This window comes from Microbacterium kyungheense (genome assembly GCF_006783905.1).
GTDB lineage: Bacteria > Actinomycetota > Actinomycetes > Actinomycetales > Microbacteriaceae > Microbacterium > Microbacterium kyungheense.
The window spans coordinates 675,454-698,703 of record NZ_VFPE01000001.1; the positions used below are offsets into that span (position 1 = coordinate 675,454).

The 23,250-nt window shown below is 75.4% G+C and carries 1 protein-coding gene (only partly in view); it reads left to right on the forward strand.

The genetic code is table 11. From position 1 onward, the window contains the following. Positions 1 to 23,250, forward strand: the 5' portion of a protein-coding gene (locus FB391_RS03080; protein WP_141892809.1) for an ICP22 family protein. 9,447 nt of this gene lie beyond the right edge of the window; the window shows 23,250 of its 32,697 coding nt (coding positions 1-23,250); its start codon is at positions 1 to 3; the stop codon falls past the right edge of the window.

Sequence of the window (23,250 nt, forward strand, 5' to 3'; positions counted from 1 at the left end):
GTGGCCCTTGTCGCGACCTCGCTCGTCGTCTCGCAGCTGACCTGGGCTTTTCCGGCGGCTGCCGCCCCAGTCGCCCCCGCGCTTCCGCCGGTCGCACCGGCTCCGGCGCCGCTCGTGTTCAGCCCGGCCGATCTCGGCGAGGCGCCCGCGCCCGTGCCCGAGATCGTCCCGGTCGAGCAGCCGGCGCCCACCACGCCGGTCACGGTGACGCCGCCGCGCACACGGACGACGGTCACCGTCGTCGTCGTGCCGCCGGCTGCGCCGCCCGCGCCGGTATCGCCGTTCGGACCCAACTGTCAGCAGGTGTCGACCGGGTCGACGCCCGCGGCCGGTGGCGGCACGACGAACTCGTCGACCACGAGCACCAGCAGCACGAGCCTGACCTGCGGTCCGGGCACCGTGAACCCCGGCTCGATCGGCAGCGGGCCGGCGACTCCGCCCACCCCGACGATCCCGGGGCTCCCGACGCCGCCCGAGCCGCCGGACCCGCCGGACCCGCCCGTCCCGCCGATCCCCACGCCCACGCCGACGCCCACGCCGGAACCTGAGCCGACGCCCGACCCGACCCCGGCGCCGGAGGCGTCCGGCGGTGCGATGTACGGCGCCCCCGCGATGCTGGACGTGCGGCCGTTCGACGCGAACCCGGGTGCGGGCGCCGAGGCGGCGCCCGACGACGCGGGCTCGGGCGCCGAGCACGCCGCCGGCTCCGGCGCCGAGCACGCCGCCGACCATGCCGCTCCGGCCGCGGACGCGCCGCACCCGGCGCCTGTCGAGCCGCAGCCCGCAGCGCCGCAGGCGGCCGACCCGCAGTCGGTCGAAGAGCCGGTGGCGCCGGAGGACGAGTCCGCTCCGCCGGCCGAGGATCCCGGATCGGCACCCACCGGCGACGAGCCGACGACCGACCCGGCGCCCGCCGCGACAGACCCGGCCGTCCCCGCCGAAGCGGAGGAGCCCGCGGCTGAGCAGGCGGGTCCGTGGCAGGTGTCGGCGACGGGCGACGTGTCGGTCACGATCGACGGCGACGACGTCGTGGTGGTCGCCGACGGTGTCACCACCCGTCGGGCTGCGGCATCCCTCACCGCTCTCACGATCTCGTCCGGCGGTCGGGTCAGCCTGCCCGCCTCGTTGAGCATCGCCGTCACGATCACCGCGGCATCGGCGCTGGCCGTCAGCGGCTCCGGCGTCGCGTGGAACTCCGACGGCGCCGGCGGCGGGTCCGTCGGAGGGATCGCGTTCTCGGGCGTCGGCCAGCTGGTCGCCGTCGGCGGCGGGCACGTGCTGCGCGGCCCCGCGGCCGACACGACCTGGCAGATCGACGGCGCACGCACGGGCACCGTCGCCGGCCAGCGCTTCTCGGGCTTCGACGTGCTCCAGGGCGCCGCGGGCAACAGCGACGACTTCGTCATCGCCCCCTCCGGACGCATCGGCCGGATCGACGGCGGCGCCGGCGGCTACGACGTGCTGCGCTTCACCGGGGCGCACGGTGCCATGACGTCCCGCCCGACCGGATCGCAGTCGGGCACGCTGGTCGTCGGCGGCAGCACCATCGCCTACGACGGCCTTGAGCCGGTCGGCCCCGCCGACGTCACCGATTTCGACTTCGCCGACGCGACGGACGACGACACGATCGAGGTGACGCCTGACGCCGTCAACATCGGCTACATCCTGATCCGCAGCCTCGCCAACGCGTTCGAGTCCCACTCGGTCCGCCCGCTCGGCTCGTTCCTCGTGAAGACCACGGGCAAGGGCGCGACGATCCGGATCGTCGGCCTCCTCACCTTCCACGGCGTGACGTTCCGCTTCGAGGCGACCCGGGTGGTGGTCGGCGCGGGAACCGTGCTCGACACCGGCGCCGCGGACATCACCCTGATCGCGACGGCGACCACGACGGACGACACGCCGGCGGTCGCCGAGGTGATCGTCACCGACGCCGTCATCCGAGGCGGGAATGTCACGGCGACGGCCACCGCGGTCAACACCGCCGACCCCGGAGCCACGGTCGGGCTCGCCATCGGCGAGAGCGTCGCGTCCGCGCTCGTCCAGCTCGCCGGCACCTCGCGCATCGAGGCCCAGGGTGCGGTGACGCTCGCCAGTTCGTCGACCGCCACTCTCGTGACGACGTCGACGGGGACCGGAGCGGATGCCGCGGTGGACGCGGCCGTCGCACACGCCACCATCGACAACGCGGCAGTGACCCGCATCACCGACACGGCGTCGGTGCTCGCGGGCGGAGCAGTGAGCCTGTCGGCCACCACCATCACCACCGCGACGACGACCGCCGACGCGACCGCCGCGACGGCAGGCGCCGCGATCGCTACGACCGATGCCACGATCCGCACGACCGCGGTCATCGACAGCGCCGCCCCGGCCGGCATCGTGTCGGGCGGTCCGCTCACCGTCGTCGCCGACTCGACCCACACCCTGCTCACGAAGGCGACCGCGAGCCCCGGCGGTGGGACGGCGAACGGCACGTCGCCCAGCGCGACCACGGCCACGGCTTCCCAGCCCGGTGGGTTCGCCTCGGCTCCCGGCGGTGCGATCGGGGTCGCCGGAGCCCTCGCCTTCTCGGATCTCGACCACGAGACCGTCGCCTCCGTCGGCGGCGCTTCACCTCTCGCGGTGACCGCGGGCGGCGCGGGTGTCACGGTCTCCGCAATCTCGTCAGGCTCGGCGGCGACCGAAGCGGACGGATCGGCCGTCGGCGGATCCGCCGCCGGCGTCGGCGTCGCCGTCTCGGTCAACCTCGCGAACGCGCGCACCGAGGCGCGCATCGGCAACGCCGCCTTCACCGCCGCGGGCGTGACGGCATCCGCCACCGCCGCGCCGCGCACCCCGGCCGAGGTGAACGAGTACCGCGCCCAGTCGGTGTCGGGCGCGGGCGGGGCGTCGATGGTCGGGGGAGCGGGCGCCCTCGCCGTCAACATCGCGAGCTTCCTCACCCGGGCGGCGATCCTCGCCGGGGTCACCGTGAACGCACCGGGCACCGATCTGACATTCGCCGCGACGGGCGACAACGACACGATCGCCCGCGCGCTGCCGGGCAGCCTCGCGGGCGCGACGACGGGGATCGGCGCGAGCATCGCCCTCAACATCGCGAACGACCGCGCGGTCGCCGAGATCGGCGACGGCGCGATCCTCACCGGTGCCTCTGACCTGAGTCTCGCCGCGACGTCGACCTCGCCGGCCACCGCCGAGGCGCAGGGCGGGGTCGCATCGGCGGCCGCGATCTCGACGGTGATGGCCGTCAACATCTCGAACGTCACGACGCTCGCACGGCTGGGCGCCGGCTCGCCGCTCACGCTCACCGGCGGCTACACGTCGACCGCGACGCAGACCGCGCCCGTCGTCACCACGGCCACCGGCAACGTCAGCGCCGAAGACGGTGCGGCGGTGTCGGCGGTCATCGCTCTGACCTTCGCCGACCACGCGGTGCGCTCCGAGCTCGCGCGCGACCTCACCGCTGCGGCGATCACGCTCAGGGCGACCGGCATGGCCTCGTCCGCGACGACGGCCTCGGCATCGGCCACCGGCGCACCGGCGGACGGCTCGCCCGCCGCGCAGACTCCGGCCGCGCAGGCCGGCGACGCGCGGAGCTGGGCCGACGGCGTCGCACCGGCGGCGGGCGCTGCCGGAGACGGCACGGGCGGCAGCGGTTCGACACCGATCCCGACTCCGAGCACGCCGCAGGGCGAGGTCACCGTGACGGCCGCGTTCGCGCTCACGATCCATCACCTGAACGCCGACGTCTCGGTGTCGGGCATCGCCCTCGTCGCGCCCACCGTGCGGCTCGAGGCACTCGGGAACCTGTCGGCCGCGTCAACGGCGACCGGGTCTCCGGCGACGCGCGGCCCCCCGAGCGGCGCCACGATCGCAGCGGCCGTCGCGATCACCCTGGCGGATGCCACCGTCCGCGCCGAGGTCGGCCCCTCCGCGAGCATCACCGCTGACACGCTCCAGCTCATCGCGGGCATCGCCCCGCTGAACGCGGCAGGCGCATCCGACGCCTCGCACCGCTTCACCACCACCGCCACCGCCGGTCAGGGATCCGGGGGCGACCTCGGGGTCGCCGGGTCCGTCGCCATCTCGGTCGTCGTCCTCACGTCCGCCGCGGGACTGGCCACCGGTTCGAGCGTGACCCTCACGGGCGCCGATCGATCGCTGACGATCTCGGCGTCGTCGGCCGAGCAGACCACGACGAGCGCGCTGCTCGCCGACGGCGGCGCGGGGACGCCCACCACCGGCATCGGCGCCGCCTTCGCCCTCAGCAGCGTCGACCACCACACCCGGTCCGCCATCGGCGACGGGGCGACCGTCACCGGCGCCGACGACGTGAACATCACGGCGAGCACCGCGGATGCCGCCACCGCGGTCGCACAGGGCTCGGCTCGCGGCGGCGACGCAGCCGTCGCGCCGTTCGTCGCGGTGACCCTGTCGTCGGTGTCGACCACCGCCGGCGTCGGCTCCGGCACCGCGATCGCACTCACGGGGGCGCTGCTCGTGAGCGCGGCGCAGCGCGCGAGCGCGTCGACCGAGGCGCGCGCCGCCACCGGCACGTCGGCCGGCACGGCCGTCGGACTGGGACTCGCGATCACGGTGTCGACGCACACCGTGCGTGCGACGCTCGGCCGCAGCGCCACCGTCGGCGGCGCCGTCACACTCGGCGCGGGCTCGGTGTCGACCTCGACGTCGACCGCATCGGCATCTGCGGCCGGCGCGCCCGAGAACCCGGCCGACTCGGGCGACGCCTCGAACCCGGGCGGCGCGGCGGGCGGCGGCGTGGACGCCGCCGTCGCGGGTGCGCGCGATCACGCGGACGGCATCGCGACAGCAGCCGGCGGCTCCGGGTCGGGCACCGCAGCCACCCCCGGTGCCGCGACGTCCCAGGGCCAGATCAACGCCGCCGCCGCCATCGCCGTCACCGTCGTGACGGCCACGGTGGAGGCATCTATCCTCGCCGGCGCCGTCGTCGCCGGCGGTGCCGTCGCGATCACGGCGGGCGAGAACACGGATGCCGCCGCCGATGCGAACGGGTCCGCCTCGCAGGGGACCGACGCCACGATCGGCGCCGCGGTGGCTCTGACCTTCGCGACCCTCACCCACCGTGCCGCGATCGCAGCCGGCGCCGGCGTGACCGCCCCGACCACGACGCTGCGCGCGACGACGGTCGCCGACGGCGCCGACACGACGTCCACCACCAGCGCGCGCTCGGTCGCCGGGGCGGGCGCAGGCAAGGTGTCGGTCGCAGGCAGCCTCGCCCTGGCCATCGTGGATCGCACGACCTCGGCCTCGGTCGACGGCTCCGCGGGCGGTGGAGCGGTGACGATCTCGGCCGAAGCCGATGCCACCACGACCGTCGCCGCCCTCCCGGCGGGGCAGGGCGTGACGAACGCCGGAGACCTCGGCCTCGGCGCCGCGGTCGCGCTGGCCCTCGTGACGATCGAGGTCCGCGCCGGTGTCGGTGACGGCGGCACGCTGCCGGGCGTCGCCTCGCTCACCGTCCTGGCGAAGGGCACGAGCACCTCCATCACCGAGGCGCGCATGGGCGCCTCGGGCGGCGGCGTGGCGATCGTGCCGGCCGTGGCGGTGACGCTGTCGAACGTGTCGACGCTCGCCCGGATCGGCACCGGTGCGCTCCTGACCGCGAGCGCCGCGGTGCAGGTCGCCGCCGTGCAGACGGCCACCGCCGGCTCGACGGCGGGCGCCATCGTCGTCGGCGCCGCAGACGCCGGGGTCGGCGCCGCGGTCGCGCTCACCTTCGCCGACCACTCGACGCGCGCCGCCCTCGCCCGCGGCGTCACGGCGGCGAGCGTCGACCTGATGGCGCATTCGACCTCGGATGCGACCGCGAACGGCACCGCCTCGACCGCCGGCGCCCCCGAGAACGGCGCCGACTCCGGCGACGCCACGAACCCGGGCGGCGCGGCCGGCAACGGGGTGGACGCGGCGGTGGCCGCGGAGCGCGATCACGCTGACACGGTCTCGCTCGCGAGCGGCGGCGCGGGAACCGGCACCGCGGCAGCCCCGAGCGCCGAGACGTCGCAGGGCGGAGTGAACGCCGCTGCGGCCGTCGCACTCGTCATCGCCACCGTCGACGCGGGCGTCGACCTCGCGCCCGGCATCACGGTGACCGCCACCGGCCTCGTGCGGCTCGACACCGCCACCGACACAGATGTGGGCGTGCGGGCGGACGGATCGGCCTCGCAGGGCGCCGAAGCCACGATCGGCGCCGCGGTCGCACTCGCGTTCGTGGACGTCGACACAGCCGCCGTCGTACCGGCCGGCGTGACGATCGTCGCCGGACAGCTGACGATCGCCGCCCGCGCGCTCGCCGAGCCCGGCGATCCGGTGTCACGGCTCTCGGTGGAGTCGGTCGCCGGCGCCGGCGGGGGCAAGGTGTCGGTGGCCGGTTCCGTGGCGATCCTGGTCGCGACCCACGATGTCCGCGCCGCGCTCACCGGCACGGCGACCGTCGCAGGCGCCGTGGCGATCAGCGCCGCCAGCGCGGTGGTCGCGTCGGTCAAGGCGCTGCCGGCCGGGCAGGGCGTGACGGATGCCGGCGACCTGGGCGTCGGCGCCTCGTTCGCGCTCGCCGCGGTGACCGCCGGCACGCTCGCCGAGCTGGCGGACGGCTCGGTCCTCAGCGGCGCGACGGACCTCACCGTGATGGCGGCCGGCGACCTCGAGGTGCGCAGCGAAGCCCGCATGGGAGCCGCGGGCGGCAAGGTCGCCGTGGCACCGGCAGTGGCGGTCACGCTCGCCACTCCGACCACCAGCGCCCGCATCGGCACCGCTGCGGCCGCGACCACCGTCAGCGGGGCGCTGTCGCTGTTCGCGTCGCAGCGCGCCGTCGCGGCGTCCACCGCCGGAGCGATCGTCGTCGGCGCCGGCACCGCCGGGGTCGGGGTCTCGCTGGCGCTGACGATCGCCGACGTCGCCGGTGGGGTCGAGCTCGCCCGCAGCATCGTCGCGGCCAGCGCCACCCTCGAGACGCGCATGCTGTCGACGACGACCTCGACGTCCTCGGCCTCGACGAGTGGCGCGCCCGAGAACGGTGCGGACTCGTCCGACCCGGCGAACCCGGGCGGCGCCGCCGGATCGGGCGTGGACGATGCCGTCGCCGCAGAGCGCGCGCATGCCGGCGCCACCTCCACCGCGCACGGCGGGGCGGGCACCGGAAGCGCCACGACGCCGAAGGCCGAGTCGTCGGCCGGCGGAGTGAACGCCGCGGCGGCGGTCGCGGTCACGCTGGCGACCGTCGGCAACCGCGTGCACCTCACACCGGGGGTGAGCCTCACCGCGACCGGAGCGGTGATCCTCCTCGCCCGCGCCGACACCGACGCGTCCTCGTCGGCGGACGGCTCGGCGTCGCAGGGCGCGGACGCCACGATCGGCGCCGCGGTCGCGATCACCCTCGCCACGGTTAGCAACATCTCCGAGCTCGGAGCGGGTGCCGCCATCGGGGCCGCGAGCCTGCAGGTGCGCGCCGACGCCTCCGCCCCGGGGGGAGACGACGTCTCGACCTTCGGCTCACGCTCGGTGGCGGGTGCCGGCGGTGGCAAGGTGTCGGTCGCAGGCTCGTTCGCCCTCGCGGTCGTCACGCACACCACCCGCGCGGCTCTCGCCGGCGCGGTGACGCTGGCCGCGGGCGACGCGACGGTGGTCGCCGGAAGCCGCACAGCCACGACGGCGACAGCGCTTCCCGCGGGTGCAGGCGTCACCGCCGCAGGCGACCTGGGCGTCGGCGCCTCGGTGGCGCTGGCCCTGGTGACGCAGTCCACCGCCGCGGAGCTGTCGGACGGCGGCACGCTGACCGGCGCACGCGATCTCACGCTCTCGGCCGACGGCCGCGGCGAGGCCGGTGCCGAAGCACGCATGGGTGCGCGCGGCGGCGACATCGCGCTGGCGCCCGCGGTCGCGGTGACCCTGTCGACCGTGTCGACGACCGCGCGTGTCGGCACCGGTGCGCTGCTGACGCTGGCCGGCTCGCTCATCGCCACGGCCACGCAGCGGGCGACGGCGACCACCATCGGATCGTCGCAGGTGCTCGCGGCGGGTGATGCCGGCATCGGGCTGTCTCTCGCGCTGACGATCGCGCAGCACGCGGTGACCGCGGTGCTCTCGCGCAGCGCCTCGGCCGCCGTGGCGGCGCAGCTGCAGGCGACGAGCGTGTCGACGTCGTCCTCGACCGCATCCGCGTCCGCGGCAGGCGCGCCCGAGAACTCCGGCGGCGGCACCGCCGGCACGGGCGTCGATCAGGCGGTCGAGAGCCAGCGCGCCCACGCGTCCAGCACGTCGACCGCGAACGGCGGAGCGGGCGCGGGCAGCACGGCCGCTCCCAGCGCGGCGTCGTCCCAGGGCGGCGTCAACGCCGCGGCGGCGGTCGCCGTGACCCTCGCCGACGTGCGCGCGGAATCCTCGCTCGCCGCGGGCGTCGTCCTGGCCTCCGCGGGAACGGTCAGCCTGGTCACCGGCGCGAACACCGATGCGTCCTCGTCGGCGGACGGCTCGGCGTCGCAGGGCTCCGACGCCACGATCGGCGCCGCCGTGGCACTCACGTTGGCCGACGTGGTGAACCGCGCGGTAGTGCCGGTGGGTGCCACGGTCGCCGCGCAGGCGCTCACGACGACGGCGACCGTCGTCGCCGACGGTGACGACGTCTCGACCTTCGGCGCACGGTCGGTCGCCGGCGCGGGCGGCGGCAGCGTGTCGGTCGCGGGCTCGTTCGCGCTCGCGGTCGTGAATCACACCGTGAGCGCCGGGATCGACGGGACGGCGACTCTCACCGGGGGCGCCCTCACCTCGAACGCCGTCGCCCGCACGGCGACCACCGTGGCGGCGCTTCCGGCAGGCGCCGGTGTGACGGATGCCGGCGACCTGGGCTTCGGGGCATCCGTCGCCCTCGCCGTCGTCACGGCGCGCACGCTCGCCCACATCGCCGACGGTGCGACCGTCACCGGCGCCGGCTCGGTGACGCTGCTCGCCTCGGGCCGCAGCACCACCTCGGCGGAGGCGCGCATGGGCGCCTCGGGCGGGGACGTCGCCCTGTCGCCGGCCGTGGCCGTCGCCCTTTCGACCGTGACCTCGACCGCGCGCATCGGCACGGGTGCGCTGCTCACCGTGACCGGCGCCGTCGACGTGGATGCGGTGCTGGAGTCCTCGACCCTGGGGACCGCCTCGTCGTCGGCGCTGGGGGCCGGTGACGCGGCGGTGGGGCTCGGGGTGGCGCTCGCGATCGCGAACGACTCGTCGCTGACAGAGCTCGCCCGCAGCGTCACCGCCGACGCCGTGACCCTGGCGACGTTCCTCACGTCGACGGCCACGTCGACCGCGACAGCGTCCGCGGGCGGGGCGCCCGAGAATCCGGCGGACTCGGGCGACGCCGCCAACCCCGGCGGCGCGGGCGGGACCGGCGTCGACCAGGCGGTGGCCGCCGAGCGCGCGCACGCGGACGGCGTGGCGACCGCGAACGGCGGGTCGGCGAGCGGCGCCGCCGCCACTCCGAAGGCGGAGTCGTCTCAGGGTGGCGTGAACGCCGCCGCCGCCGTCGCGGTGACGCTCACCACGGCGCGCGCCGAGTCGCAGCTCACGGCCGGAGTGACCGTCACCTCGGCGGGTCTCGTCTCGCTGGCCTCGCTCGCCAACGTCGATGCCGCGTCGATCGCCGACGGCTCCGCGTCGCAGGGCGCGGACGCGACCATCGGCGCCGCGGTCGCCCTCACCCTCGCGGACGTGGTCAACAGGTCGCTCGTCCCGGCCGGAGCGACGGTCGCGGCGCACGACCTGACGCTGCAGACGGGCGTGCAGCCCTCCGGCACCGACACCGTCTCGACCTTCGGCGCACGATCGGTCGCCGGAGCGGGCGGCGGCAAGGTGTCGGTCGCGGGATCGTTCGCCCTCGCCGTCGTCACCCACACCACCCTCTCGGCCCTCGACGGCGGCGCCTCCCTCACCGGCGGCGATGCCAGGGTCACCGCAGCGAGCGCCGTGTCGTCGACCGTCGCGGCGCTGCCCGCCGGTGCGGGGGTCACCGCCGCGGGCGACCTGGGCGTCGGAGCATCCGTCGCCCTCAACCTCGTCACCGACCGCACCACGGCGCAGGTGTCGACCGGCGCGACGATCAGCGGTGCCCGAGACCTCACCCTCGCAGCGACGGCGGACTCGGCGTCCGCGACCGAGGCCCGCATGGGCGCCTCGGGCGGCGACGTCGCGCTCTCGCCGGCCGTCGCCGTGACCCTGTCGAGCGTCGCCACGTCGGTGGTGCTCGGATCCGGCGCGTCGATCGGCCTGGCGCGGAGCCTGTCGGCCACCGCCACGCAGAAGGCGCGCGCGGCGACCACCGCATCGGCCGCGGTGCTGGGCGCCGGGGACGCCGGCATCGGCGTCGGCCTGGCTCTGACGATCAGCGACCACACCGTCGCGGCGCGGCTCGCCCGCAACGTCACCGCCGCCATGGATGCGAGCCTCCGTGCTTTCGGCGTCTCGTCCTCGTCGGCGACCGCTTCTGCCTCGGCGGCGGGCGCGCCGGAGAACGCGGGCGGCGGGGGAGGGGCCGGTGGCGGCGTCGACCAGGCGGTGGAAGCCGAGCGCTCGCACGCCTCTGCCACCTCCGCCGCCAACGGCGGCGCGGCCGCCGCGGGCTCCTCGGCGCCGGCGGCGGAGTCGTCGCAGGGCGGCGTGAACGCCGCCGCGGCGGTCGCGGTGACCCTCGCGACGGTCACCGCCGAGGCGGCGGTCGCCTCGGGCGTCGTGCTGACCGCCGGAGGAACGGCGATGCTGGCCTCGAGTGCGAACACGGATGCCGCGTCCTCGGCCGACGGCTCGGCCTCGCAGGGCGCCGACGCGACGATCGGGGCCGCGGTCGCGATCACCCTCGCGAACGTGGTCAACCGCGCCGCCGTGCCCGCCGACGTCAGCGTGAACGCGCACGACCTCATCGTGTCGGCCGGCGTCACCGCCGACGGCGCCGACCAGACGTCGACGGTCTCGGCGCAGTCGGTCGCGGGGGCGGGTGGCGGCGATGTCTCCGTCGCAGGCTCCTTCGCCCTGGCCGTCGTCAACCACCTCACCCGCGCGGCCGTCGACGGCAGCGTCATCCTCACGGGCGGCGACGCGGCCGTCACCGCCGCGAGCGCCGTGTCGAGCACTGTGAAGGCCCTGCCCGCAGGCGCCGGCGTGACCGACGCGGGCGACCTCGGGTTCGGGGCCTCCATCGCGCTGAACCTGATCACCGACAGGACTCTCGCAGAGCTCGCCGACGGCGCGACGCTCACCGGTGCGCGTCACCTGACGCTCAGCGCCACTGCGAGCGACACCGCCGTGACCGAAGCGCGGATGGGCGCCGCCGGCGGAGATGTCGCGCTGTCGCCGGCGGTGGCCGTGACCCTCTCGAACGTCACGACCTCGACCCGGGTCGGCACCGGCGGACTGTTGTCGCTGAGCGGGTCGCTCACCTCGGCCGCCACGCAGAAGGCCGCAGCCGGCACCACGGCGTCGGCGGCCGTGCTCGGCGCCGGAGATGCGGGCGTCGGAGTCGGGCTCGCGCTGACGATCGCGAACCACTCCGCGTTCGCAGACCTGCGCCGCTCTCTGACCGCGGGCGCCGACGTGACCCTGAAGTCGTCCAGCGTGTCGTCGTCCTCCGCGACGGCTTCCGCCTCGGCCGCGGGAGCGCCCGAGAACAGCGCCGGAGGCGGAGGCCAGGGCGCCGGCGTCGACCAGGCGATCGCCGCCGAGCGCGCGCACGCCGACTCCACCGCCACCGCGAACGGCGGCGAAGGTGCAGGGACGGCGACCGCCCCCAAGGCCGAATCGTCACAGGGCGGCGTGAACGTCGCGGCGGCCGTGGCGATCACGCTCGCCACGGTGCGCGCCGAGACCCGCGTCGGCCCGTCGATCGCCGTGACCGCGACCGGCACCGTCATGTTCGCGAGCGCCGCGAACACCGATGCCGCGTCCTCGGCGGACGGTTCGGCCTCGCAAGGGTCCGACGCGACCATCGGCGCCGCGGTGGCGATCACCCTCGCAGACGTGACCAACCGCGCGGACGTGCCGGGCGATGTGACCGTCGGCGCGCACGACCTGATCCTCTCGTCCACCGTGGCCGTCGACGGCGCCGACCAGACGTCGACGATCTCGGCCCGGTCGGTCGCCGGCGCGGGTGGCGGCGACGTGTCGGTCGCGGGGTCGTTCGCCCTCGCCGTCGTGAACCACCTCACGCGCGCCGCCATCGACGGCACCGTCGCACTCACCGGCGGCGACGCGGCGATCACCGCCGCGAGCGCCGTCTCGAGCACCGTCACGGCGCTCCCGGCCGGCGAGGGCGTGACCGGCGCGGGCGACCTGGGGTTCGGGGCATCCGTCGCGCTGAACCTCATCACCGGCAAGACGAGCGCCGAGGTCGCGGACGGCGGCGTGCTCACCGGAGCGCGCCACCTGACGCTCACGGCGACGGCGGTCGACAGCGGCAGCACCGAGGCGCGCATGGGCGCGAAGGGCGGCGACGTCGCCCTGGCTCCTGCCGTCGCCGTGACGCTCTCGAACGTCACCACCTGGACGCGCATCGGCGCCGGCTCGCTCACGATCGCCGGCAGCCTCACGATGATCGCGACGCAGACGGCGGCGGCGTCCTCGACCGCCACCTCGGCCGTGTCCGCCGCAGCGGATGCGGCGATCGGCGTCGCCCTCGGCCTCACGATCGCCAACCACACCGTCACGAGCGCCCTCGGCCGCAACGTCACCGCCGGGGCGGACGTGTCGCTCCGGGCGGTCGGCATCTCGTCGTCGGCCTCGTCTGCCACCGCGTCGGCCGCCGGAGCGCCGGAATCGGCCGGAGGCGGCGGCAGCGCGGGCTCGGGTGTCGCGGATGCCGTCGAGACGGAGCGTGCGCACGCCGGGGCGGCCTCGACCGCGAACGGCGGCGAGGGCGCCGGCGCGGCCACCGCGCCTGCCCCCGAGTCGTCGCAGGGCGAGGTGAACGCCGCCGCGGGAGTGGCCATCACCCTCGCGACGGTGCGTGCCGAGACGATCGTCGAACCCGGCGTCTCGACGATCACCGCTGCCGGAACGGCCGCGTTCGCGAGCTCTGCCAACACGGACGCCTCGTCGTCGGCCGACGGGTCGGCCTCTCAGGGATCCGACGCGACCATCGGCGCGGCCGTGGCGATCACCCTCGCCGACGTCGTGAACCGCGCGACCGTGCCCGCGACGATGACGGTCACGGCGCACCACCTGCTCGTCTCGGCGACGGTCACCCCGAACGGGGCGGACCAGGTCTCGACCATCTCGGCGCGGTCGGTCGCGGGTGCCGGTGGCGGCGACGTGTCGGTCGCCGGGTCGTTCGCCCTCGCCGTCGTCAACCACCGCACGCGCGCGGGCGTGGACGGCACCGTCGTCCTCACCGGCGGCGATGCGGCTCTCACCGCGGTCAGCTCGGTGGCGAGCACCGTCCGCGCCCTCCCGGCGGGCGAAGGCGTCACCGGCGCGGGCGATCTCGGGTTCGGGGCATCCGTCGCACTCAACCTCATCACCGACAAGACGACGGCCGACATCGCCGACGGCGTCAGCCTGACCGGGGCACGGCACGTCACGCTGACGGCGACGGCCGCCGACGCCGCGGTGACCGAGGCGCGCATGGGCGCTGCCGGGGGCGATGTCGCGCTGGCGCCCGCGGTCGCGATCACCCTGTCGAACGTCACGACGTCCACACGCATCGGCGCCGGCTCGCTCACCCTCGGCGGCAGCCTGACGATGGCGGCGACGCAGAAAGCGTCGGCGGCCACCACGGGATCCTCCGCCGTGCTGGGAGCAGCGGATGCCGCCATCGGCGTCTCGCTCGCGCTCACTGTCGCGAACCACGTCGTGACGACTGCCCTCGGCCGGAACGTCACCGCCGGGGCCGACGTGTCGCTGAGGGCGTCGAGCGTCTCGGTGTCGTCGGCGACCGCCGCCGCCTCCGCCGCGGGTGCGCCCGAGAACGACGAGGACTCGGACGATCCCGCGAACCCCGGCGGCGCATCGGGGACCGGCGTCAACGAGCTCGCCGCGAGCGAGCGGGCGCATGCCGACTCCGTCGCGACCGCCAACGGCGGCGACGACTCGGGCGACCAGGCCGCTCCGCAGGCCGAATCGAGCGAGGGCCCGGTCAACGTGGCGGCAGCCATCGCCATCACCGTGGCGACCGTCACGGCTCGCACGATCGTCGAGCCCGCGGTCACGGCGGTCACCGCCGCCGCGACGGTCGCGCTCACCACGAGCGCCAACACCGATGCGACATCGTCCGCCGACGGATCGGCGGCCGGCGACGGGGACGCGACGATCGGCGCGGCCGTCGCGCTGACCCTCGCGAACGTCACGAACGCGGCCGATGTGCCCGCCACGCTGACCCTGCGGGCGCACGACCTGATCGTCAGCGCGACCGTGACGGCCGACGGCGCCGACACCACGGCGACCATGGGTGCGCAGGCCGTCTCGGGCGCCGGCGGCGGCAAGATCTCGGTCGCAGGCTCGTTCGCGCTCGCCGTCGTCAACCACACCACGCGCGCGGGCGTCGACGGCACCGTGATCCTCACCGGCGGCGACGCCGCTCTCACCGCGACGAGCTCCGTGGCGAGCACGGTCAAGGCCCTGCCGCACGACGACGGCGTGATCGCCACGGGTGACGCGGGGATCGGGGCATCCGTCGCGCTGAACCTCATCACCGACCGCACGAGCGCCGAGGTCTCGGACGACGTGAGCCTCACCGGCGCCCGCAACCTCACCCTCACCGCGACGGCCGCCGACGCCGCGGTGACCGAGGCGCGCATGGGCGCGAAGGGCGGCGATGTCGCTCTCGCCCCCGCCGTCGCCGTGACGCTCTCGAACGTCACGACTCGGACGCGGATCGGCACGGGCGCGCTGAGCCTCGGGGGCAGCCTCACGATGGCCGCCACCCAGAAGGCCGCGGCGGCCACGACGGCGTCGTCGGCGGTGCTGGATGCCGCGGATGCCGCGATCGGCGTCGCACTCGCGCTGACGATCGCGAACCACGGCGCCACCAGCGCACTCGCGCGCAACGTCACCGCGGGCGCCGACGTCGTGCTGCGCGCGTCCAGCATCTCCGTCTCCAGCGCCCTGGCGTCGGCGTCTGCGGCGGGCGCGCCCGAGAACGAGGACTCCGGCGACCCGGGCAACCCGGGCGGCGGATCGGGCAGCGGCGTCGACCAGCTCGCGCAGAACGAGCGCGACCACGCCGACAGCGTCTCGACCGCGAACGGCGGCGCGGACTCCGGCACCACCGCCAACCCGAGCGCCGAGACGAGCGACGGGCCGGTCAGCGTCGCCGCCGCCGTGGGCATCGTCGTGGCGACGGTCCGCTCCGAGACGATCGTCGAGCCGACGGTGAACGCGATCACCGCAGCCGGTGCCGTGGTGCTCGCCACGAGCGTCAACACCGACGCCCGCTCGGGCGGCGACGGATCGGCCGCCGGCGACGGCGACGCGACGATCGGTGCCGGTGTCGCGCTCACCTTCTCGCGCACGACCAACCGTGCGACCGTTCCGGCGTTCCTCACGGTGACGGCGCACGACGTCACGCTGACGGCCACCGTGACCGCCGAGGGCGCGGACGTCACCTCCACGTTCGGCGCTGCCGCCTCGTCGGGCGCCGCCGGCGGCAACGTGTCGGTCGCGGGGTCCGTCGCCATCGCGATCGTCACCACCGACACCGTCGCGGCCGTCGAGGGCACGCTGGTCCTCACCGGCGGCGACGTCACGCTCCTGGGTCGCAGCGCCGTGGCCGGCACGGTGGCCGCGCTCCCCGTGGGCGACGGCGCCTCGGGCACGGGCGATGCGGGGGTCGGAGCATCCTTCGCCCTCACGCTCGACACGCATCGCACCTCGGCGCTCATCGCCGACGACGTGTCGATCACGGGCGCCCGCGACGTGAGCCTCACGGCCGAAGCCCGCGACGCGACGACGACCGAGGCCCGCATGGGCGCCAAGGGCGGCGGCGTCGCGATCGCGCCGGCTGTCGCCATCGCGCTGTCGAACGTCACGACCCTCGCGCGGATCGGCACCGGAGTGCTGGTGACCACCGGCGACGTTCTGATCCGCGCCACCCAGCACGCGTCGGCCGAGAACGCGGCCTCGGCCGCCGCCATCGCCTCCGACGACGCGGCCGTGGGCGTGGGCCTCGCGCTCACGATCGCCAACCACACGGTGACGGCGATGCTCGGCCGCAACACCACCGCCGGCGGCGATCTCACGATGCAGGCCTTCAGCTGGTCGCGCTCCAGCGCCCTGGCGGCCGCGTCCGCGGCCGGCGCCCCCGAGAACGATGAGGACGCCGGCACCGGCGACCCGGCCAACGAGGGCGGCGCCGCCGGCACGGGCGTCGACGAGCAGGTGGGCGGTCAGCGCGACTACGCCGACCAGGTCGCCGGCGGCTACGGCGTCGACGGCTCCGGCGACGCCGAGACGCCCAGCGCAGAGACCAGTTCCGGACCCGTCAACGTCGCCGCGGCGATCGGCATCGTCATCGCGACGATCCGCGCCCGCTCGATCGTCGAACCGCAGGTCACCGACCTCACGGCGGGCGGCACCGCGACGCTCTCGTCCTCGCAGAACACCGACGCGGCCTCCGGCGGCGACGGCTCCGCCTCGCGCGGCGGCGACGCCGCCATCGGCGCCGGGGTCGCCATCACCTACGTCGACGTGGTGAACCGCTCGACGGTTCCGGCCACGCTCACCCTCCGCGCGACCTCCCTCGCGGTGCTCGCCACGATCACCCTCGACGGGGCCGACGACACCTCCACGATCCGCGCGGTCGCCTCGTCGGGCGCCGGCGGCGGCAAGGTCTCGGTCGCGGGTTCCGTGGCGCTCGGCCTGGTGTGGTTCGACACGCTGGCCGCCGTCTCGGGCACCGTGATCCTCTCCGGCGGCGACGCGACGCTCGGTGCCGGCAGCAAGATCGACACCACGGTCAAGGCGCTCGCCGCGGGCGAGGGGGTCGTCGCCACGGGCGACGCCGGCGTCGGGGCATCCTTCGCCCTCGCACTGGTGACCAGCGACACGCACGCGCGCCTGGACGACGAGGTGTCGCTCACCGGAGCGAAGGACCTGACCGTCGCCGCCTCGTCGGTGAGCCGCACGACGACCGAGGCCAGCATGGGCGCGAAGGGCGGCGACGTCACCGTCACGCCGTCGATCGCGATCACGGTGTCCGACGTCAGCACCAGTGCGGTCATCGGGTCCCTCGCATCCGGCCCGATCGTCGTGACGGGCAACGTGCTCGTCTCGGCCATGCAGCACACCGCCGCGCACACGACGGCGAAGGCGGTGGCCACCGACGCGGGCGATGCCGCGGTCGGCGTGGCGATCGCCCTGAACTTCGCGTTCGACAGCGTCTTCGCCACCACGCGCCGCAGCGTCACCTCGGGCGGCTGGATGGCGTTCTCGGCCACCGGCTCCTCTCTCAACGGCGCGACCGCGAGCGCCTCCGCGAGCGGTGCGCCCGGCGAGTCGAGCGGCGACGCGCCCTCGGGCGGCGTCGACGGCCAGGTGCAGGAGCAGCGCGACTACGCGAACACCGCGAGCCTCGGACAGGGCGGCGCGGGCGTGCAGAACAGCGACAGCCCGTCCGCCTCCACGAGCGACGGCGGTGTGTCGGTCGCCGGTGCCGTCGCGCTCACCATCTCCGACGTGAGCTTCACGGCGTGGCTGCCCGCCGCCCTCGTGCTCGCTGCCGGAGGCCACGTGTGGCTCACCTCGTCGGCCCAGGTCGACGGCAGGGCCGAGGCCAGCGGCACGGCGCTCGCGCAGGACGACGCCGGCGTCGGCGCCGCGGTCGCCCTCAACCTCGCCTTCGTCGTCAACAACGCGTGGGTCCGCGACGATGCCGTCATCGCGGCGAACGGCTTCACCGCCGCCGCGCTCATGACGACGGTCGGCTCCGACACCACGCACGACTTCTCGGCGATCGCCGACGCCGGTGCGGGTTCCGACGACGTCGGGGTGGCGGGCGCGGTCGCCCTGAACATCGTGTTCGACAGCACCGAGGCCTGGATCCCGTCGAGCGCCCGCGTCGACTTCGGCACCGGCGACGTGCTGATCGCGGCCGAGAACCGCCGCACCGACACCGCCAAGGCGAGGGCCGACGCGACCGCGGGCGGCTCGAGCACCGGGGTCGGGGCATCCGTCGCGATCAACGTCATCTCGGACGACGTGACCCGCGCCGAGATCGAGGACGCGGCCGACGTCACCGGCGGGGCGAACGTCACGGTGCGCGCCGACCACACCGACGCCGTGCTCAACGAGGTCACCGCCGGCTCCGAGGGCGGGACGGCGGTCAGCCCGGCGGTCGGCATCAACGTGGTGCTCCCCGTGGTGCTCGCGCGCATCGGCACGCCCGGCCCGCGGCCGTTCCTCGCGACCGGCACCGTCATGGTGCGGGCGACCCACTCCGGTTCGGTCACCGTCGAGGGCGACGCGGATGCGGCGGGCGAGAGCGTCGCGATCGGCGCGATCATCGTCGTGAACGTCGCCGACATCGACGTGCGCGCGACGGTCGTCCGCGACATCACCGCGGGGGCCCTGTGGCTCATCGCCGCGACCGAGCTGCACGCGAGCGCCTCGGCCAAGGCGAGCGCGCGTGGCACGCTCGGCGGATCCGAGAGCGGCGGCGACGCCGAGAACGCCGACCAGCAGGCGCAGCAGCAGGTGAACGGCACCCCCGCCACCAGCGGCTTCGGCGGCACCCTGCCGTCGTCGAGCGACAGCGTCGCGCAGGGCAACAGCCAGGCGAGCGGCCAGTCCGGCCAGTCCAGCGACGGAGTGGGCGTCGCGGCCGCCGTCGCCGTGGACTGGGTCACCGTCGACAGCCTCGCCACCGTCGCCCCCGCACTCACGATCGTGGTCGACGGCGTCTTCGCGGTGCTCGCCTCGAACGAGACGGATGCCGCGGCCAAGGCCCTCGGCACCTCGTGGAGCATCGAGAACGACACCAACACCGTCGGCGCCGCCGTCGGCCTCAACGTCGCGACCGTCACCAACCGGGGCTCGATCGGCGCGGGCGCGGACGTGACCGCCGGGTCGGTCGCCGTCACGGGCCTCACACCCGTGAACGCGCGCAACGACTTCCAGGCGTGGGCGATCGCAGCGGCGGCCGGGCAGGGGGATGCGGTTGTCGCCGGATCCGTGGCGGTGCAGGTGCTCGTCCTCGTCAACGAGGCGGTCATCGGCGACGGCTCCACGCTCGTCGTCATAGGCGGCATCTCGCTCGACGCCTCCGCCCCGATGGGCCTGCAGGGCCTCGCCGCATCGGCCGCGCTCACCACGAACGGCAGCGGCGTCGGCGCCGGCATCGTGGTGCAGTTCGTCGAGTCGACGACGCTCGCGCACATCGACTCGACCTTCGCCCGCCCGACCACCATCCAGGCCGGCGGTGCGATCATCGGCCGGGCGGCGGCATCCCTCGTCCCGCTCGCGGCGCCGGACGTGCCGCTCATCGACCTGCCCGCCTTCACCGGTGTCGCGCTCGGCGCGGCGCTGGGCGGCGGCGACGCGGGCGTCGGCGGATCGCTTGTGGTGAACGTCGTGAACCGGGCGACGCGCGCGTGGCTGGGTGACGCCGCATCGGTGAACCAGGGGATCGCCACGGGCGCCGCCCAGGACCTGTCGTTCACCGCCTCCGACCAGACCGAGTTCGTCGACGTCGCCGGCGCGCTGGGAGCGAGCGCCGGAAGCGCAGGCGTCGGCTTCGCCCTCGTCGTCAGCGTGCAGAACAAGGATGTGCGCGCCTCCGTGGGTCGCGGCGTCACGGCCGACCTCGGCGGCTCGGTCTGGCTGCTGGCGACTGCCGGCGAGAAGTTCACGCAGATCGTCGCCGGCGGCGGCGTCGCCTCGGATGCCGGCATCGCGGGCTCGTTCGTCGTCCTGGTCGTGAACCAGGGGTCGGGCGCCCCGGGCACACGCGCCTACGTCGACAGCACCGCCGAGACGCCGACCGCGGTCCGCGCGCTCGGCTCGATGACGATCTCGGCCGCCGACCCGGTCGCCATGACCCTCTTCGCGGGTGCGATCGGCGCGGCCGGCACCGCCGGTCTCGGCCTCTCGTCGATCGTCTTCGTCCGGACGGGCATCGTGGACGCGTTCGCGGGGCCCGAGGCCGAACTGTGGGCCCGCGGCGGCATCGGCCTCACGGTGACCGCGACGCAGAGCGAGGATCTGTGGCTCGTCGCCGTGGGCGGCGGTGTCGGCGGCACCGCCGGCCTCGCGGGAGCGGCGACCGTGGGTGTGCAGAACAACACGACCCACGCACACCTCGACCGCAGCGTCACCGTCGACGGCGTCACGGCGGGCGGCTCCGCGGGCGTGCGCCTCGCCGCCACGGACGACACCACGCTGCGCGGCATCGCCGGTCAGCTCGCCGTGGGCGGCACCGCGGGCGTCGGTCTCGGCGCCGACGTCCAGGTCGTGAACAAGTCCACGCAGGCGTGGATCGCCCCGCAGACCCTCGTGACCGTGAGCGGCGACGTCACCGTCGATGCGACCTCGGGCGAGAAGGTCACGAGCGTGGCCGCCGGCGGCAGCGTCGGCGGAACGGCCGCCGTGTCGGCCAATGCCACGGTCTCGGTCTACACCATCGTGACGAAGGCGTTCGTCGGCGAGGTGTGCGGCGCCTCGGTCGCGAGCGAAGCTGCGTGCGCGGCATCCCGCTCGGTCGTCGTCGCCGGCGGCAGCGCCCGCATCTCGGCGAACGAGGTGCTGTCGATGGACATCGTCGCGGGTTCCGTCGCCGTCAGCGGCACGGCGTCGGTGGGTCTCACGGCCGCGGTGCCGGTGCTCAAGAAGACCACCACCGCCTTCATCGGCGACCTGTCCCGCGTGACCGCGCTCGCCGGCGGCTCGGGACTGATGGGGACGCTCGGCGGCTACGACGTCCACTACATCGACACGCGGTTCAACCCGCAGACGGCGATCATCGGCGGCGACCAGCTCGAGCTCGGCTACGTCCACGGCATCGAGAACGGGCAGCGCGTCTCGTACGAGACCGGTGGAGGCCAGGCCATCGTGGGCCTGACGCCGGGTGCCGCATACTTCGCCATCGTCGACGCGGCGTTCCCGACGCGGCTCCGCCTGACGGCGACATCCGGTGGCGCGCCGATCGCGCTGGCATCGCCCGCCCGGCCGGGGCAGTCGCACCGCATCTTCCCGACGGATCAGGCCACGGTGCCCGAGCGCAGCGCGCCGTACCTGACGCCGGCGATCGACGTCGACGGCGGCTCGAACACGGTGAACCTGCCGTACGACATGCCCAAGGACAAGGCCGACAACTCCGCGACGCCGCTGGTCACCGGCGATGCGGTGACCTATACGGCCAACGGGGGAGCGCCGATCGGCGGTCTCGTCGACGGCGAGACGTACTACGTCGTCGTGACCGGCGCCCACAGCTTCCAGCTCGCCCGCACGAAGTGCCAGGCCGATCCGTCCGCCTCGGGCTGCAGCGGCACGCCGTTCGCGGTCATCGACCTCGACCCCGGCGCGGCGACGGGGCGCGCCCACAGCTTCGTACGGCAGGGGATGCAGTCACCCGGCGACCCGGCGAAGGTCACCGGCATCCGCATCCTCACTCCCCGCACCGGTGCCGTGTACGGCGTCGCCGTCGTCGCCAACAACAGCGACGAGATCCTCGCCGTCGGCGCCAGCGCCGCCGTCGCGGCCACCGCCGGGGTGGGAGTGGCGGGCAACGTCAACGTCGTCAACGCCGACACCGACGCCTTCATCGGGCGTCTGGCGCGCGTGAACGACGACGACACGGGCGCCGCGCCGTGGCAGTCGGTCACCGTCGCCGCCGGTGGCGCCTTCCGCCAGCTCATGGTCTCGGCGGCCGTCGGCGGCGGCATGGCGGGCGTCGCCACCAACGCCACGGTCGACATCGTGACGCTCGACGTCGACGCCACCATCGCCGACGACGCCGTCGTGCGCGCCGCCGGCGACATCCTGCTCTCGGCCGTCGGCAGCCAGGAGATCACGGCGATCGCCGCGGCCCTCGGCGCCGGCGTCGCGGGGGTCGCCGCGGCAGTGGCGACCGTCGTGCTCGACACGCACACGCACGGACGGGTGGGGCGGCACGTCACGCTCGATGCCGGCAACAACATCCTCGTGGCCGCCGACGACCGCACCGGCTTCACCGTCGTCTCGGGCGGGCTCGGCGTCGGATTCGTCGGCGTCGGCGCGGGCGTCGCCGTGCTGTCGGCCGTGAAGGACACCGCCGCCACCATCGGCGTGGGCAGCACCGTCGACGCACGCGCCGCGCGCGGCTGGGCGCTGGGCGGCATCCCGCTGGGCACCATCAGCGGCGACACCTTCCCCGCCGCAGGCCAGTCGGGCCTCGCCGTGCTCGCGTCGTCGTCGCAGCACGTCTTCGGCATGGCGATCTCGGGCGGTGCGGGCTTCGTCGGCGTCTCTGGCGCGGTCAACGTCACCCTGATCCACGGCACCACGGTCGCCGCCATCGAGAGCACGTCGGCCGACCGCACGTCGGTGAACGGCGATCGCGCCGGGGCCGGCGCGGCGCAGAGCGTCTCGGTCACCGCCACCGACCTCACCGACACCTTCACGATCGGCGGCGGCGTCGCCGGCGGGTTCGTGGGCGTCGCGGGCGGCATCGACATCGGCGTCGTGGATGTCGCCGCCAACGCGGTCATCGGCGACTATGCGACCATCCAGGCCAGCTCGCACCTGCGGGTGCAGGCGCTGTCGGTGCGTCATATCCAGACGTACGCGGTGAGTGCCGGCGGCGGCGCGGTCGGCGTGACCGCATCCGTCTCGGTGTGGACGGCCGGCGGCCAGCCCACCGGCGGCTACGACGACGGCAGCGGCCCGAAGGACGCGCTGTCCTCCTCCGACGGCACACCCCAGAGTCAGGCCGACCAGCACGCCTCGGGCACCGGACCCAACGGGTACCTCTCGATCCTCGGCGGAGCGAACGACTCGTCCGGCACGAACACCGCCCAGCGCAAGCAGGCCGGCATCGACGCCGCAGCCGCGGGCGTCGCCGCCGCCGCGCCGGGAACGACGCTCGCCTCCAGCGCCTTCTCGTCGCCCCCGCCGCTGCGCGGCACGACGAGCCGCATCGGCATCGGCGCGCTCATCGTCACCGGCGGCTCGGTCGCGGTGACTGCGGACGCCCGCGACACGTACTTCGGGCTGGCGGGGTCGGCGACCGGAGGCATCGTCGCGGTCGGGGCATCCATCCTGGTCGCGACGCTGCGC